Source organism: Prosthecobacter sp., assembly GCF_044227185.1.
Taxonomy (GTDB): domain Bacteria; phylum Verrucomicrobiota; class Verrucomicrobiia; order Verrucomicrobiales; family Verrucomicrobiaceae; genus Prosthecobacter.
The window spans coordinates 250,949-266,206 of the sequence record NZ_JBGAFO010000006.1; the positions used below are offsets into that span (position 1 = coordinate 250,949).

General features: G+C 62.4%; 14 protein-coding genes and 2 tRNA genes. 7 read left to right on the forward strand and 9 right to left on the reverse strand.

The genetic code is table 11. The annotated features are described in order from the left end of the window. Positions 1-193: 193 nt before the first annotated feature. Positions 194-1,531, reverse strand: coding sequence for a CCA tRNA nucleotidyltransferase (locus tag ACILSQ_RS15925; RefSeq protein ID WP_395744645.1), 1,338 nt, complete (start codon positions 1,529-1,531; stop codon positions 194-196). Positions 1,532-2,021: 490 nt separating this feature from the next. On the opposite strand from ACILSQ_RS15925, the gene ACILSQ_RS15930 reads away from it, so the two are divergent. From ACILSQ_RS15930 to ACILSQ_RS15940, 3 genes are read left to right on the forward strand one after another with little or no spacing between them, the layout of a single operon-like run. Beyond that, positions 2,022-2,501 carry an Lrp/AsnC family transcriptional regulator gene (locus tag ACILSQ_RS15930; RefSeq protein WP_395744646.1) on the forward strand — a complete coding sequence of 160 codons (480 nt, stop codon included), beginning with the start codon at positions 2,022-2,024 and terminating at the stop codon, positions 2,499-2,501. Between the two features lie 21 nt (positions 2,502-2,522). After that, positions 2,523-3,701, forward strand: coding sequence for a pyridoxal phosphate-dependent aminotransferase (locus ACILSQ_RS15935; protein ID WP_395744647.1), 1,179 nt, complete (start codon positions 2,523-2,525; stop codon positions 3,699-3,701). Between the two features lie 20 nt (positions 3,702-3,721). After that, positions 3,722-3,997 carry a hypothetical protein gene (locus ACILSQ_RS15940; protein WP_395744648.1) on the forward strand — a complete coding sequence of 92 codons (276 nt, stop codon included), beginning with the start codon at positions 3,722-3,724 and terminating at the stop codon, positions 3,995-3,997. A gap of 406 nt (positions 3,998-4,403) precedes the next feature. Here the strand turns inward: ACILSQ_RS15940 and ACILSQ_RS15945 are convergent, their stop codons facing one another. From ACILSQ_RS15945 to sucC, 6 genes are all read right to left on the reverse strand, one after another. Further along, positions 4,404-5,354 carry a nitrilase-related carbon-nitrogen hydrolase gene (locus ACILSQ_RS15945; RefSeq protein ID WP_395744649.1) on the reverse strand — a complete coding sequence of 317 codons (951 nt, stop codon included), beginning with the start codon at positions 5,352-5,354 and terminating at the stop codon, positions 4,404-4,406. A 75-nt stretch (positions 5,355-5,429) separates the two neighbouring features. Further along, the gene (locus tag ACILSQ_RS15950) at positions 5,430-5,960 is read right to left on the reverse strand and encodes a PAS domain-containing protein (RefSeq protein ID WP_395744650.1); all 531 of its coding nucleotides are present in this window, start codon (positions 5,958-5,960) and stop codon (positions 5,430-5,432) included. Between the two features lie 202 nt (positions 5,961-6,162). Further along, a complete protein-coding gene (locus tag ACILSQ_RS15955) occupies positions 6,163-6,696 on the reverse strand; it encodes a hypothetical protein (RefSeq protein ID WP_395744651.1) in 534 nt (177 codons plus the stop codon). Between the two features lie 147 nt (positions 6,697-6,843). Further along, positions 6,844-7,773: an amidohydrolase family protein gene (locus ACILSQ_RS15960; RefSeq protein WP_395744652.1), complete on the reverse strand. Its 930-nt coding sequence runs from the start codon at positions 7,771-7,773 to the stop codon at positions 6,844-6,846. A 139-nt stretch (positions 7,774-7,912) separates the two neighbouring features. Next, positions 7,913-8,389, reverse strand: a complete 477-nt coding sequence (locus ACILSQ_RS15965) for a pentapeptide repeat-containing protein (protein ID WP_395744653.1) — start codon at positions 8,387-8,389, stop codon at positions 7,913-7,915. A gap of 130 nt (positions 8,390-8,519) precedes the next feature. Continuing rightward, positions 8,520-9,704, reverse strand: coding sequence for an ADP-forming succinate--CoA ligase subunit beta (gene sucC, locus ACILSQ_RS15970; RefSeq protein ID WP_395744654.1), 1,185 nt, complete (start codon positions 9,702-9,704; stop codon positions 8,520-8,522). Between the two features lie 117 nt (positions 9,705-9,821). Between sucC and trmD the strand changes: the two genes are divergently transcribed. The 3 genes from trmD (at position 9,822) to ACILSQ_RS15985 (ending at position 11,059) form a co-directional block, all read left to right on the forward strand. Then, positions 9,822-10,505, forward strand: a complete 684-nt coding sequence (gene trmD, locus ACILSQ_RS15975) for a tRNA (guanosine(37)-N1)-methyltransferase TrmD (protein ID WP_395744655.1) — start codon at positions 9,822-9,824, stop codon at positions 10,503-10,505. Between the two features lie 85 nt (positions 10,506-10,590). Beyond that, positions 10,591-10,678 (forward strand) — tRNA-Ser (locus ACILSQ_RS15980). A 204-nt stretch (positions 10,679-10,882) separates the two neighbouring features. Beyond that, complete coding sequence (locus ACILSQ_RS15985) at positions 10,883-11,059, forward strand: hypothetical protein (protein ID WP_395744656.1); 177 nt, start codon at positions 10,883-10,885, stop codon at positions 11,057-11,059. Between the two features lie 47 nt (positions 11,060-11,106). Here ACILSQ_RS15985 and ACILSQ_RS15990 read toward each other — a convergent pair. Continuing rightward, positions 11,107-11,182 (reverse strand) — tRNA-Ala (locus ACILSQ_RS15990). Positions 11,183-11,480: 298 nt separating this feature from the next. Between ACILSQ_RS15990 and ACILSQ_RS15995 the strand changes: the two genes are divergently transcribed. Continuing rightward, entirely contained in the window at positions 11,481-13,106 is a 1,626-nt protein-coding gene (locus tag ACILSQ_RS15995) for a DUF6600 domain-containing protein (RefSeq protein WP_395744657.1), read from the forward strand. 312 nt (positions 13,107-13,418) lie between these two features. Here ACILSQ_RS15995 and ACILSQ_RS16000 read toward each other — a convergent pair whose 3' ends face one another. Continuing rightward, positions 13,419-15,251 carry a DUF4340 domain-containing protein gene (locus ACILSQ_RS16000; RefSeq protein ID WP_395744658.1) on the reverse strand — a complete coding sequence of 611 codons (1,833 nt, stop codon included), beginning with the start codon at positions 15,249-15,251 and terminating at the stop codon, positions 13,419-13,421. Between the last annotated feature and the right edge of the window lie 7 nt (positions 15,252-15,258).

Consider the following 15,258-nt stretch of genomic DNA (forward strand, 5'->3'; position numbering starts at 1 on the left):
GGATTATTTCACCGCAGAGACTGGAACGCCGCAGAGATTGTTTTTGGGGAAGGCTTTGGGACGAAGCAAGTGGTGGTGAACTTCGGTTCGTTCTGGGAGATACGGCGCTTTCCGGAGTGAGCTAAAGCTCACGAGTACTTTTTTCTGAAGCTTCGCGGCTGCGCTGTGAAGCATTCATTTCACACAGTGGTTTCTATTCCTCCACGGCGTCGAAGACGTCGGGGACGGGGGCGTGTTGGGAGACCCAGGCGAGGGCTTCTTCTTTGGTGGTGAGGGTGCCTTCGAGCTGGAGGGTTTGGAGGGTGGTGAGGAGTTTGCCGAGGGCTTTCCCGGCGTGCCAGCCGTGGGCGATGAGGTCGGCGCCGGTGATGAGGCGCGGGGGGAGCATGGGCTCGCTGGCGAGTTCCTGGCGCTTGGCGAGGAGGAAGTCGTAGTTGTCCAGCCAGCCGTTGGAGCCGAGGCAATCGACGCGGTGGAGGGCGAGCTCGTCATCGAAGGAGGGGCGGGCCATGAAGCGGCGCAGCTTGGCGGTGCGCATCTTTTTGACGTCCTTGAAGACCATGTGGTTTTCGACGGCGATGACGGTGGGTTCGATGACGTCGTTGGGGAATTTCATGCGGCGCATGATCTCGCCGGTTTTTTCAGCGCCGAGTTTGTCGTGGCCATTGAAGCGGATGCGGCCGGTGTCGGCGTCGCGGGTTTGTGTGGCTGGTTTGCAGATGTCGTGGAGGAGGACGCTCATGACCAAAGGCAGCGAAACTTCGGCGGGCAGGAGGCTGAGCATGAGGCGGGTGTGGACGAAAACATCGCCCTCGGGGTGGAACTGGGGTGGCTGCTCGCAGCCTTGGAGGGCGAGGATTTCGGGGAGGAACTGCTCCATGAGGCCGCTGTTGACGAGGAGATCGAAGCCGCGCACGCGATTGGGATGGAGCATGATTTTGACGAACTCCTCGCGGATGCGCTCGATGCTGACGCCCTTGATTTTGGGGGCGAGGCCGCAGATGGATTCCCAGGTGGCGTGCTCGATATCGAAGCCGAGCACGGTGGCGAAGCGCACGGCGCGGAGCATGCGGAGGTGGTCCTCCTCGAAGCGGTCTTTGGCGACGCCGATGGCGCGGAGGAGGCCCATGCGGAGGTCGGCCTGGCCGCCGACGTAGTCGATGACCTTGTCGGTGAGGGGATCGAAGAAGAGGCCGTTGATGGTGAAGTCGCGGCGCTGGGCGTCGAGCTCTGGCGTGGAATAGGTGACGCTGTCGGGGCGGCGGCCGTCGCTGTAGCTGCCGTCGCTGCGGAAGGTGGCGACTTCGATGTGGTGGTGGTCCATGCGGACGATGACGACGCCGAAATGGGCGCCCACGGTCTGGGCACCGGGGAAGAGGGCGACGACCTGCTCTGGCGTGGCGCTGGTGGCGACGTCGAAGTCTTTGGCCTCGCGGCCGAGGAGCATGTCGCGCACGCAGCCGCCGGCGAGGAGGGCGGTGTGGCCTGCGTGGGTGAGCTTTTGGATGACTTTGATGGCGGTGTTGCGCATGCGAGGAGATTTGGCGTGGCGGGGGGTAGGGTCAACCTGAACGGGAGGCCGAGCAGGGCGGCGAAAATTTATGATTTATGATTTACGATTTATGATTTCAGAGGTGGTGGAGTGGCGGGAGGTGAGTGATGGAGTGATGGAATGATGATGGGGCGGGGCGAGTGGGACGTTTGGTTTTGCCGCAGAGAGGCAAAGGGGCAGAGGGGGCGGAGGTTTTTGTGGCTTATGGAATGCGTGGGAGTGGAGTGGTGGAGTGGTGACGGGACGATTTTTTAACCACAGAGGGCACGGAGATGCACAGAGGTTTTTTTGAGGAGGGTTTGTGGGGGTGCGTGGGAGCTGGTGGAGATTGAGCGGGGAGGAAGAGGAGGCTGAGGCTGAGGCTGAGGCTGAGGCTGAGGCTGAGGCTGAGGCTGAGGCTGAGGCTGAGGATTCTTGCGGGTTTCCGCTGTTCAAACGGGCAAGGCGCGTTACAGTCGCGCCCCCTATTATGGACCCGCTCATTGAACTACTGCACAACAACTCCAACCGCTCCCGTCATGAGATGGCCGCGGCCCTGGGCATCACGGAATCCGAAGTTGCTTCACGGATTGCCGCCGCCGAGGCTGATGGCACGATTCTGGGGTACAGTGCGGTGGTGGACCGTTTGAAGGCGGGGCATCGCGGGGTGACGGCGTTGATCGAGGTGCGGATCGCACCCGAGCGCGACGGCGGGTTTGACCGGCTGGCGCGGCGTATTTCGAAGTTTGACCAGGTGCGCGAGTGTTTCCTGATGAGCGGCGGGTATGACCTGGCTGTCATTGTGGAGGGCAAGGACCTGCTGGATGTGGCGACGTTTGTGGCTGAGAAGCTCAGCACCCTGGGTGGTGTGCTTTCCACGGCGACGCGCTTTCAGCTGAAAGCGTACAAACAGGGCGGGTTTCTCGCGAATTCGAGCGGCGACGAAGAGCGCCTGCCGGTGAGTCCATGATTTGAAGAGGAACCTGAGGTCATGGATTACGACAACAAAATTTCAACCATCATTCGCGATCTGCCGCGCTCCGGCATCCGCGATTTCTTTGAGCTGGTCATTGGCCGCACCGATGTGATTTCACTGGGCGTGGGCGAACCGGACAAGCCGACGCCGTGGCCGATCCGCGAGGCGGTGATCCGCTCGCTGGAGAAAGGTCAGACGAGCTACACTTCGAACCTGGGGCTTGAGTCGCTGCGCATTGGCATCAGCGAGTATGTGACGAAGCATTTCCGCACCACGTATGATCCGAAGACGGAGATTCTGGTGACGGTGGGGGTGTCCGAGGCGCTGGACATCGCCTTCCGCGCGGTGCTGAATCCGGGGGACGAGGTGATCTATCATGAGCCGTGCTATGTGAGCTACAGCCCGAGCATCAAGATGGCCTACGGCGTGCCGGTGGTGGTGCAGACGCGTGAGGAGAATGAATTTGCGCTGATGGCGGAGGATGTCGAGAAGGCCATCACGCCGAAGACGAAGGTGATCGCGCTGAACTTCCCGACGAATCCGACGGGCGGCATCATGCCGGAGGCGGAGCTGGCGAAGATCGCGGCGCTGGCGGTGAAGCATGACCTGCTGGTGTTTACGGACGAGATCTACAGCGAGCTGCTGTATGACGGACGGAAGCACAAGAGCATCGTGGAATTTCCAGGGATGCGGGAGCGCACGGTGCTGCTGCATGGCTTCAGCAAGGCCTTTGCGATGACGGGCTGGAGGCTTGGGTATGCGTGCGCGCCCGCTCCGCTGCGCGAGGCGATGATGAAGATTCATCAGTACTGCATGCTGTGCGCGCCGATCATGAGCCAGATGGCGGGCATTGAGGCGCTGAAGATGGGCGAGGCGGCGTATGAGGACATGCGGCAGAGCTATGAGCAGCGGCGCAACCTGATCGTGAGCCGTCTCAATGGGATGGGGCTGCACTGCTTCAATCCAGGCGGGGCGTTTTATGTGTTCCCTGAGATCCGCAGCACGGGGCTGACGAGCAAGGAATTTGCCATTCAACTGCTGGAGAAGAAGAGCGTGGCCGTGGTGCCGGGCAGTGCCTTCTCCAGTGCGGGCGAGGGCTTTGTGCGCTGCTGCTATGCGACTGCTCCGGAGCTCATCGCGAAGGCGATGGATCTGATGGAGGAGTTTGTGAACGAGGTGCGGGGGAGGAAGTGAATTCCTAAAGTCACCCAGTGATGAAATGGCTGTGGAGACTGTTCGATGGACTGGATGCCATCGAACTAGTCGTCTGCGGCTTGCTTGCAGCGGCAATGCTTGTCGGTGGGCCGATTTGGCTGGTCGCGGACTTCGTGACTCAACAGCGTTATTTTGCGGCGGTGGTGCTGGGGCTGCTGTGGTGCGTATGCATCGCAGTCGGTGTTCGGGATCTTCGGCGTAAGAGGTTTAGATGGGTAACTGGAGGACTGATCGCTGGATGGTTTGTGATGACGCTTTGGGGCAGCCCGGGGTAGTCAGCACAGGCCCTCCATTTTTTGAAACTGCCAGTGCGTTATTTGGGTGAACCCATAGAGCCAGAGATCTACGCTGCCTTCACGCCATTTGAAAGCGCAGGGCCGGGGATGGCATAAGGTCATTGGGTGAAGTGTGGGTGCTAGAGCGCGCATCAATGATTCGGAGCGACGGGGAGACGCTGCTGGTGGGCGCGATGTGTGAAGAAGGCGATGGGTTTGCTTTCCTGGGGGGGCTGCTTGTACCAGGGTAGCCTCGCTGAGGCTCGGCAACCCTTCGCTATGATGCGGAAGGCCGTTGGCCTTCAAGACAAGGACGGCAGTCGATGGCACAAGATACCATCGATACGATCAAGCAGAGTGCTTTGCCCGGCTGAGATACAGACCTGTTTTCAATAGATTGGGGGCATTACTGACGCTCGCGGCGGGTGACTTTCTTGGGCGGAGTGCGGGCGCTTTCGTCGATGTGGACTTCGTCGGGGGTGAGGTTGACGGTGAGCTGGGAGGGGTTGGTTTCCTTGCGGCGGCGGTGGGCTTCCTGGATGACGGCCTCGGGGACTTCGACGCGAAGGGCGTGCCAGCCCTGGTGGACGAGGCGGGTGTCTTCGGTGCGGTCGTAGGCTTCAAAGGCTTTTAACGCGGGGAGGTAGAGGCCGATCTTGCCGAGGTTCACATTGACCATGCTGGAGTCGCATTTGCCGACGAGCGGGCAGACCACGACGGCGCAGCCGAGCTCAATGGCGCGGGCGGAGGCGCAGCGGGTGACGCGCTCGCTGCCATAGAGGGTTTCGGTGGCGCTGGGGACGAGGAGGAGGTCGATGTTGAGGCCGCGCAGCCGGGCGCTGAGTTCCGGCACCTCGATGTCGAGGCAGATGATGATGGCGACGCGGAGGCCGGACATTTCGAAGACGTAGAGCTCGCGGCCGGGCCTGAACTCGTGCTCCCAGGGGGTGAGGAAGAGTTTGTCCTGATGGAGGAGGCGGCCGTCGCTGAAGATGATGGCGCGGTTGTAGAGGTGCCGGTTCGTGGGATCGAGGAAGGGGGCGGTGCCGAGAATGGCGTGCTTGCCCTTGCGGGAGAGGCGCTGCCTGAGCCTGGGCATGAGGTCCACCCAGACGACTTTGGCGATGTCCTCCATGTCCGCGTCCTTATCAGGGAGCAGAGGCTCCAGGGCGGCCCAGAGGTATTCGGGAAGGAGGACGATGTCCACGCCGCCGGCCCAAGCGATTTCGACGCGATGAATGACCTCCTCGGCAAAGGCGTCGATGGTTTTGCCTGCGTCACCGACATCGAAGGTCCAGGCTTCGACTTTCACATTCGGCCGAGGGGCGGTGTTTTTGACAGGGGCGGTGTCGGGCATGGGATCATAACGGGTATCGCAGAACCAAAGATGCAAGGGCCGCTTTGCGAGGTGTGATCCGGTTTCGGGCCGCGATCACTCCATGGCGCAGGCGGGAAAGTACCGGGGCAGGCATTTGGGACACAGGCCGTGGGTGAAATTGATCTTTGAATGAGTGAAAAGATGCTCTTCGACGGGATACCACACGCCGCTGGGAGAACGGATGTCCTTGCAGTTTGAGCAAATGGGCAGCCACTCCTGGGGGGCCGGCAGCGTGGGCAGCTCCGTGGCATGGACGGAGAACCCGCAGACGACTCCTTCCTCCATGTCGGGGAGGTAGGTGGCGAGAAACCGCCGGGACACACCGGAGGCCTGGCGGAGGGTGCGCTCGAAGATTTGTTTTTCGCCACGCATCACGCCCTGGAGGTATGGCCGGTTGAGGGTGTAGAGCTCCGGGCCCAGCAGATCGTGCATGGAGATGGAGGCTATTTCCTCCGGAGTTTTGCCAAACCACTGCTGGTAGGCACGATTGGAAAAAAGGCACCTTTCGCGAGTGTCCCAATACGCCATCATGGCGTGCATCTGGTTGACGATACTGAAAGCCACCTGGCAGGGATCGATGGACATTGCTTTAAAACGAACGGGAGTGAAATGCGGTGACAGCGGGCTGGCGCTGACGTGCAATCACAGACATCCAAACTTTTAAAACGTTCGTTCGCAAAGCCCGCCGGGGCGTAAGAAATACGGGTGGAGCGCCCGCGTGTGAGGCTGAAGCGGGGGCGGATTTTGCCAGAGAAGGCGAAAAAGAATCTCTGAATGGGTTGCTGGCCTATCGCGTGCACGCCTGCTGTCCTGCCTGCGCGATGGCCTGAGCCCAGCGTTCATTGTCATTCACGACGAAGCGATGCTCCGCGCCGGAGGAAAGACGAATGAGGAGGCCGTTGCGAATGAGGCCGAGCGTCCGGGTGGCCCGCACTGAGGCGATGTCTGCCAGCGGGGCGGTCCACTCGTGGTTTTGCAGGTTCATCTTGTGGGAGCGGAAATGCAGGCGCCCGTCCGTGAGCCAAAGGTGACCGCCGACACTTTCGAGGCCTTTGAAGTGATTGGCGGGGCCGGAGTGCAGGGCGGTCTCGGTACCGAAGTCGGGGCTCGCGGCCTGGAACTTCTGAGTCTGCCTGCTCACAAAGCGGGTGATAACGCTGGCGAAGAGGGCGCCTGCGATCAGGCCCACGGCCATGCCGGAGAGGTATTGGCCGGACTGGAAGGAAAAAAGGAGACCCATGGGCAGGCCAAAGAGGAGCGCCGTGGTGAGCCATGATTTTCGGGCGGGGGATGCCTGGAGTGTTTCGAGTGAAGTGCTCATAGGATCGGATTTGAGTTGAGGATGAAACCGGCCCCGGACCCTTGAATGATGGATGCTGTTTATGAATGACTAACGATCCGTGGTCGATCAAGACAGACGGATCGTCTCAAAAACGGCGTTTCCCGACAAGACAAATTTTGGCGAGCGTCACGCCAGGCGGAAGAGCTTGCGGGAGTTTTCGAAGAGGATCTTGCGCTCCACGGTCTTGTTTGGGGAAAGCTTGCGGATGGCGGCGATGGTTTGCGCGCCCTGGCAGCCGGGGCCGCGGCCGAGGTGGTCGGCGCAGTCGCTGCCATAAAGGATTTTGTCCTGATGGCGGTCGAAGAATTTCGTGGTGTGCTCCTCGTCGCGAGTGAGGGCGACGAGGCCGCTGCCGGCGGACATGTCTGCAAACATGTTGGGGTAGTCTGCGAGGTAGCGGTCGGTGATGCCGCCGGGAGTGATCTTGCCCTTGGGGTAGTTCACCTTTTGATCGTGATTTTTGTCGATGTTGCCCCAGAAGGCCTGGGCATGGCCGATGAAGTTTGTTTTGGGGAACTTCTCCAGCATGGTGTGAAGGCGGTCGTAGCCGAGGTTGTAGGTCAGGTGCTGGAAGTGGAGGAGGATGGGCACGTTGTACTCCGCGGCGAGAGCGTAGAGCTTCTGGCTTTCGGGGGAGTCGCACTGCACCATGAATTTTTGCTCGCCGATCATGCAGGCGCCCTGCTTGAGCCACTTTTCGATTTCGGCGGGCGCGGTGTCAAGATCGGTGACTTCATTGGCGGCCCAGAGATAGGCGTCGGCGTGGGCTTTGGCGAAGTCGCGCGCCGCCTCGGTGGTGGCGCACTGGGCGGCGAGGCCGTTGGACTTGCCGTTGTGGGTGGAGGGGCGGTCCACATAGGTGCCGGCGGGCAGGATGATGGTGGTGGTGATCCCCATGGCCTGCTGGTGCGCGAGGAGATGCTCGTCCTCACGCTTGTGGTAGTGCATGTGCTGATGGATGTCGATGATCGGCTCGGGGGCGGCGGGCGTCTGGGCCCAGGAGCGCGAGGCGAGGGTGGCGAGTCCAGCAGACAGGAAAGTGCGGCGTGAGGTCATGAAACCATTACGCCGTGCGGCGGGGGATGTTGCTCCCGGCTTGACGCGGAGCCAGGCAGTCCTCTCGATCGTCGATCCGTGGTATGAGCGAGATGTGCGGGCATGGGCACGCTGGGCTCATCTCGGCGGAGCGAGATGGCTACTGTACGGACTTCAGGCCCTGGGTGTCCGCGAGCTTGGCGCCGGTGTAGAGCATGCCGGTCTGGATGCTGCCGGTGAGATTGGCGGCGATGAGGTCGGCGTCGGTGAAATCGGCGTTGGTGAGGTTGGCACCTTCAAGGTTTGCGCCGGAGAGATCGGCGCCGCGGACGTTGGCGTTGCTGAGATTGGCGTGGCGCAGGGAGACGCCGCCGAGATCCGCGCCGCTGAGATCGGCTCCGCTGAGATTGGCGCTGTCGAGATTGGCACCGCTGAAGTCGCCGCCGGAGAGATTGGTGCCGGCGAGGTTGGCCTTGGTGAAGGTGGTGCCGACAAACTGGCCTTTGGCCAGATTCAGGTCATTGAGCGTGGCGCTGGCGAGGTTCATGCCAGTCTCGTCGATCTTGCGTCCGCTTTTGCCGCCGCTTTCGAGCCATTGGGTGTGTGCGAGGAGTTCTTCGGTGGTGATGCTGGCCATGGCAGGGGGAGTTTACGGTTGTTGACGATGGTTTACGGTTGTTGACGGTGGTTCAGGTCCGAGCCTCCCGAGCACGCTCCATCGTCAACAATTGTAAACAACTGTCAACGACTGTAAACTCTGCAAAGGATCAGCCGTTGACGGCGGCGACGATTTTCTGGGCGGCGTCGGTGAGGCCGTCGGCGCTGGTGATCTTGAGGCCGCTGGCGGCGAGGGTGGCCTTGCCGGCCTCGACGTTGTTGCCTTCGAGGCGGACGACGAGGGGGATGTTCAGGGAGACTTCCTGCGCGGCGGCGATGATGCCGGTGGCGATGATGTTGCAGTCCATGATGCCGCCGAAGATGTTCACCAGGATGCCCTTCACATTGGGGTCGCCGAGGATGATCTTGAAGGCCGCGGTGACCTGCTCCTTGGTGGCGCCGCCGCCGACGTCGAGGAAGTTGGCAGGCTCGCCGCCGTGGAATTTGATGATGTCCATGGTGGACATGGCGAGGCCGGCGCCATTGACGAGGCAGGCGATGTTGCCATCAAGGCCGATGTAATTGAGACCGAATTCGCTGGCGGCGACTTCACGCGGGTCTTCCTCGGTGGTGTCGCGCATGGCGGTGACGTCCTTCTGGCGGTAGAGGGCGTTGTCGTCGAAGTTGAACTTGGCATCGAGCGCCACGACCTGGTTGTCGTCGGTGATGGCGAGGGGGTTGATTTCGACGAGGGAGCAGTCGCTCTTGAGGTAGAGATTCCAGAGGGCGGAGAAGAGCTTCACGGCCTGGTTCATCAGCGCGCCGCGCAGATTGAGGGAGGCGGCGATCTTGCGGCACTGGTAGGCCTGGAGGCCGAGGGTGGGGTGGATGAACTCCTTGGTGATCTTTTCGGGAGTCTTTTCGGCCACTTCCTCGATGTTCATGCCGCCTTCGGTGGAGGCGATGATGGCGTGGCTGCTGGAGCCGCGGTCAAAGAGGATGGCGAAGTAGTATTCCTTGGTGATGTTGACGGCTTTGGCGATGAGGACCTTGCTCACCAGCTTGCCTTCCGGGCCGGTCTGGTGGGTGACGAGGGTCTGGCCGAGCATCTTGCCGGCGATGTCCTGGGCTTCCTCGGGGGTGTTGATGACGTGCACGCCGCCTTTGAAACCGTTCTTGAAGGTGCCTTTGCCACGGCCGCCGGCATGCACCTGGGCTTTGACCACGAGGCCGGTGCCACCGATTTCGCGTGCGGCGGCTCCTGCTTCTGCCGCCGTGCTGGCGACGATTCCTTTGGGGCTGGCGACGCCGAATTTGTCAAAGAGCTGCTTGGCTTGGTACTCGTGGATGTTCATGGAGAGAAAATGGGGGAGCCCGATAGTAGAAGTGCGACCCCAAGCGTCAAGGCGCATTCCCGGAGAAGGTGAGAATGCCGGGCTTGCCCTGCTGGAAAGGCTGCGGCATAGCGCGCCATGCGAATTGATGTGGTGACGCTGTTTCCAGAGCTGGTCTCGGTGCCGATGGGCCTGAGCATGATGGGCCGTGCGCAGGAAAAGGGCCTTCTGGATCTGCGGGTGCACGACCTGCGTGAGCAGGGGCTGGGCAAGCACCGCCATGTGGATGACACGCCCTACGGCGGCGGGCAGGGGATGGTGATCCGCCCGGAGCCGGTGTTTGAATCGCTGGACCGGATCGACACGCCGGAGGCGCGCATCATCTACCTGTCGCCCGCCGGGAAGCGGTTTGATCAGGCCACGGCGAGGCGGCTTTCGGCCGAGCCGCACCTGATTTTTATCTCCGGGCACTACGAGGGGATCGACCACCGGATCATCGAGCACTGGGTGGATGAGGAGATCAGCCTGGGGGACTACGTGCTGACGAATGGGGCGATCGCCGCCGTCGTGGTGATGGATGCCATTGTGCGGCTGCTGCCGGGCGTGCTGGGAGACGAGATGAGCGCGGTGGAGGAGAGCTTTGGAGAAAGCGGGCTGCTGGAGGCCCCGCAGTACACGAAGCCGGCGGAATACCGGGGGTTGAAGGTGCCGGAGATGCTGCTGAGCGGGAACCACGCGAGGATCGCGGCGTGGCGTGAGGAGCAGGCGCGGGAGCGGACGCGGGTGAACCGGCCGGATTTGCTGGGCGACGCGCGTGACTGATATGACATTTCGGTTGACGATCCGCCGCGCTGCACGCTAAATAAGCGCTCCGCTGGCCCCCCGGCTGCGGGAAGAGAAAATTATTGGTGAGGTGGCTGAGTGGTCGAAAGCACATCTTTGCTAAAGATGCGTAGCCTTAACAGCTACCGAGGGTTCGAATCCCTCCCTCACCGCTCTTCGCCGACGACAGGAGATGGAGCAGTGATCACTCACTTGACGGCTTTGGGACGGACGACCGTTTTCTCCCCGGCTACGAGCGGCACGCCGCCCGGGCTGAGAAGGCTTGTTTTTTGAGCCCGAGGATGCCGCATGCTGAGCAGATGAACAGGTGATTTGCCTGTTGCGGTGTGGTAAAAGATACCACACTCTGTCAGCTTATGAAAATCAATACCAGCATCACGATTGATCCCAAGATTGCCAAACTGGCGAAGAAGTATGCGGCGCTCGACGGGCGCAGCTTTGCGAACTATGTCGAGCGCGCCGTGGCACGGCAGGTGGAGCAGGATCAGAACAATGAGAGCGCGCCGAAAGCCAAGCCTGCGAAGAAGAAGTAGAAGTGACCGAGACTTCCGCAGATCCACCAGTCTTCTGTGAGAGAGACTGGTGGAGCTAAGGGGATTCGAACCCCTGACCTTCTCATTGCGAACGAGACGCTCTACCAACTGAGCTATAGCCCCAAAAGCGGATTTGCTGGCAAAGCCAGCTCTCCGAGAGCGCCCATTATGGGGCATTGCCGTGGTGGGGCAAGTTGATTTCCGCATGATGGTGCGGGAGAGGAGGCCTGCGGTTTGACCCGAGAGAGAGGCGGGCGGCGGAGAGGGGCGGGCGGGGCGGGGAGCGGCCCTGATGCACGGGGCGGGGTCTTCCCGCATGGGCGGACGGGCTGGCGCAGGCAAAGCAGACATCCGCGCGGTGTGCCGATGCGATCCTGAAGCATAGGCCGCGTGCCTGCCCAACCTTCTCCCTTTCTCCGCCATGAAACGTTCTTTGCTTCTTTTGTGCGCCGCACTGCTCGCGGCGACGGCCCCGCTGGCTCCGGCCCAGACCAATGATGCGGTGCCGGTCGATTTTTTTTACGATGCGCTGAGTCCCTACGGGGACTGGATCTACACGCCGAACTACGGCTATGTGTGGCAGCCGCTGGAAGCCCAGCAGCAGCAGGGATGGCTGCCGTACACGGACGGTAGCTGGGCCTACACCGATGCAGGCTGGACGTGGGTTTCGAATGAGGACTTTGGCTGGCTGACCTACCACTACGGCCGGTGGATTCGCCTGCTCCAAGGCTGGGTTTGGGTGCCAGGCTATGAATGGGCGCCGGCGTGGGTGTCCTGGCGCCAGACGCAGGGGCAGATCGGCTGGGCACCGCTGCCACCGGAGGCGGCGTGGGTGCCGGGAGTGGGCTTTGGAGGGTGGACAGACAGCTATTACGATGTGGGGCCGGCGTACTACAATTTTGTGCCCATCGGCATGTTTGCCAGCCGAGGGTCACTGCGGCCGTTCATCCTGGATCACAACCGCAACTTCACGTACTACGGGCAGTCTGCAAACATCACCCACACGACCTACCAGCCGAATGTGATGAACCACATTTTTGTGGGCGGCCCGGATCCGCAGCGCATCGACGGCCTGGGCAGCAATCAAGTCCGGCGGCTGACGCTGCGGCGGGATGATGAGGGGTTCCGCCGCGAGTGGCTGGAGCGCGACCGCCGTGGAGGCGGCCCACACCACGGCGGCGGCGGTTTTTCACGCATTGAGCAGGACCATCTCGTGGTGGCCGCGCCGGCGATCAGCAGGGCGCCCTCCCATGCGCTGCCCGCGAAGGTGCGCGAGCCTTTCCACCAGGCGGAGGCTGACCGCGGCTGGCGCGGAGCGGGAGACGCCCAGAGCCTGGAGCGCCTGCGCCAGCAGCAACGCGAGGAGATGGCACGCACGCGCCCGCCGAACCTGCCGGAGAAGAATCTGCGGCCTGCCACCAGCACCACCCCACCGCCAGCCTTTGGCCGGGTGCTGCAGCCTGAGGAGCGCAGCGGAGCCGGCGGCACCCTGCGTGGTGAGCCGCGGCACGTGACCGAGGAAGTCCGCCCCGCGATGCCGCTGTCCGCCCCCACGCCTCCTGGCATTCCGCCCAAGAAGGCCGAAGAGCCTGGGCTGCCTCATCGCGAACGGGGGGCGGAGGGCCGGCAGCCTGGGCCGCGACCAGGGGAAAACCAAGCGCCGCCTGCTGTGGTGCCGCCGCCACAGACGTCTGGCCAGCCGCAGGTCCCGCACGGGCCGCCGCCGGGGACGCCTGCGAATCGCGTGTCGCCGCACGTGCCGACGCCGCCCGCTTCAGACATGCCGAATGCGCCCACGCCACCGCGAGGAGTACCCGGGCATCCGGGCCATCCGGGGCGGGGTCCGGAGGCCGTGCCGCAGCCGCCCCCGGCCGCGCCCGTGGCTCCGCCGCATGCGAATCCGGCGCCGCTGCCCCCGGTGCAGCCGCAGCAGCCCGCCCCCATTCACCCACTGCCCCCGCAGGGTGGCAATCCTCCGCACACCGTGCCCGTGGCACCCCAGAGCGCACCGCCGGGGCATCCTCATGGGCAGGGCAAGCGACACTGAGCGCAGCGCCTGCGAGAGGCGGGCATGCGCACCCATCCGACATAGGATGAAGGCACGATTTATTTGCAACCCCATCAACTATGAAAACGAAAATCAAACAGTATTGCAACGAAGGCAAAATCGGCTGGGTGCTCCTGTGGCTTCTCGGCATTCCACTTCCCGTCCTGCTGATCTTCTACCTTCTGGGCGGCGGCCATTGAGCCTCTGCTTTTTTTGCCCCTTGTTGTTGCTCCCGTGACGTGCGATGGACGCCTAACGTCCATCGCACCGAGGGGCTGAAAGCAGGGAGTGGGAAGCGGGGCGGGCAGTGGTTTACTTCGCAGGGCTCGGCTTGAATACGTTGATGCCGACGATCTGGAGCAGGGCGTTGTGAGTCATGTAGAAGACATCGGGATCGTCTTTGATCTGGCCGAAATAGAAGGCTGTTTCAGCGTTGGGCTGCGTGGGGGAGAGGAGGATTTCGATCTCATGCACGGGGCCGTCCAGGCGCCCGGGTTCGCCGAGAACGATCTGGATGGTGAAGAAGGGTGTTTTGAGGGCCTGCAGGGCATCGCTGCGGTCGGAGGCCCAGTCCTGGACGGTGAAGCGCGCGAGATTGGAGGCGAGCTGGTCGGCCTTCACGCGGTCGAGCTCGGCGGTGACGTCACGGCCGCCGCGGGTGGCCTTCCATTCGGCGGTGACGGGGTTGTAGTCGAGAATGACGGGGGTGAAGGCACCGTGGGCCAGGGTGATGCGGCGCAGGGCAAAGGTGGTGAAGCGGAGGGCGCCGAGACCTTTCCACTTGATGCCATCGGTGGGAAGGGAGGGGAGGAGGGAGGCATCGATGCGGTAAACGAAGGGCTCGTTTTCGTATTTGGCGAAGAACTGAGTGCTTTCCGCATTGTGGCCAAACATGAGCTTCACCGGTTTTTCACGGTGGGGAGTCCAGGCGATGGTCTGGAAGGGATCATCCAGGCCATAAGGAGTCAGGTCCGCGGCGGAATCCGCGGCGAACTGGAGGATTTCAAACGTGTTGAGAGCATTGAGGCAGCGGGCCACGCGCTCGCCGTTGGCGGGGTCCCATTTTCCGTGGCGCTGGAGGTACCAGGAGCCCTCTTCATTGCGCAGGTTGATCTCGGGATGGGTCTTGCTGCTGATGGTGATGAACTCGAGGCGCTCGCCATCGATCTGCGCGAGGAGGTGGTCGCGCAGGGCATTGGGGTTGACCCAGAGGGAGAGAAGGTTTTTGGCGACGACGGTGAAGACGGGCTTGCGATAGGCGGTGGTGGCGGTGGTGACGGCCTGCTTGTCATCGGCGGGTTTCTTGACGATGAACTCGTAGGACTTGCCTCGGGTTTTGGACTCGATGGTGACCTTGATTTCGTCGGCATGAGCGGTCTGCGCATCTTCCTTCGCGGTGGTGGCGACGTCCTTGGCCTCGGTGATTTCGATGTTGAGGATGGCGGAGAGCAGCTCGGTGATGCGCTCCTTGCTGCCGCGTGTCTTGAGCGGCTTTTCGAGCAGCCATGGCGAGTGCTCATTTTCGCGGGCGAGCACGATCTGACCGGAGGGCTGGCTGAGGGTGATGCTGGTGATGACTTCCGCAGGGAGGCGGAGGAGCTTGGGGTCACGCCAGGAGGCGGCGGGAATCTGCAAGACAGCGGGCGCGTCGCTCTTGGCGAGGTACCAGGCGGGCTCGCCGCCGTGGTCCGGGATGCCGATGTAGAGGCTGTTTTCCACGGCGGCGGGCAGACCGAACCAGCATTCATAGACGGGGGCGTCTCCGGCGAAGAGGCGCACCTTGAAGCGTGGATTGTCGAGCCCGGTCTTCTGCCACTCGGCGGAGTCGAACTCCTCCTTGTGAATGCGCTCGATCCACTCGACGCCATGGAGGGTGAGAACGAGAGCTGCGACTTTTTGCGGGTCCGCCAGGTCGTCGTAGGGTTTTTCGATGCGCCAGGCGCTGCCCTCGCGCACGAGGGTGAGGGGGACGTTTTCAGCGGTGAGGACCTCGATGCGGGTGACCTTTTCTTTTTCAAAGCGGGTGGGGCCGCGCCTGACCTCGCGGGTGTCAACGGCGGAGGGGAGGTAGCGCTCGATGCCGAGGATGACCGCACCCAGGGCGGCGACCAGCAGGAAGAGGAGAAGGGTGGTGCGTGCGCTCATGCGTCAA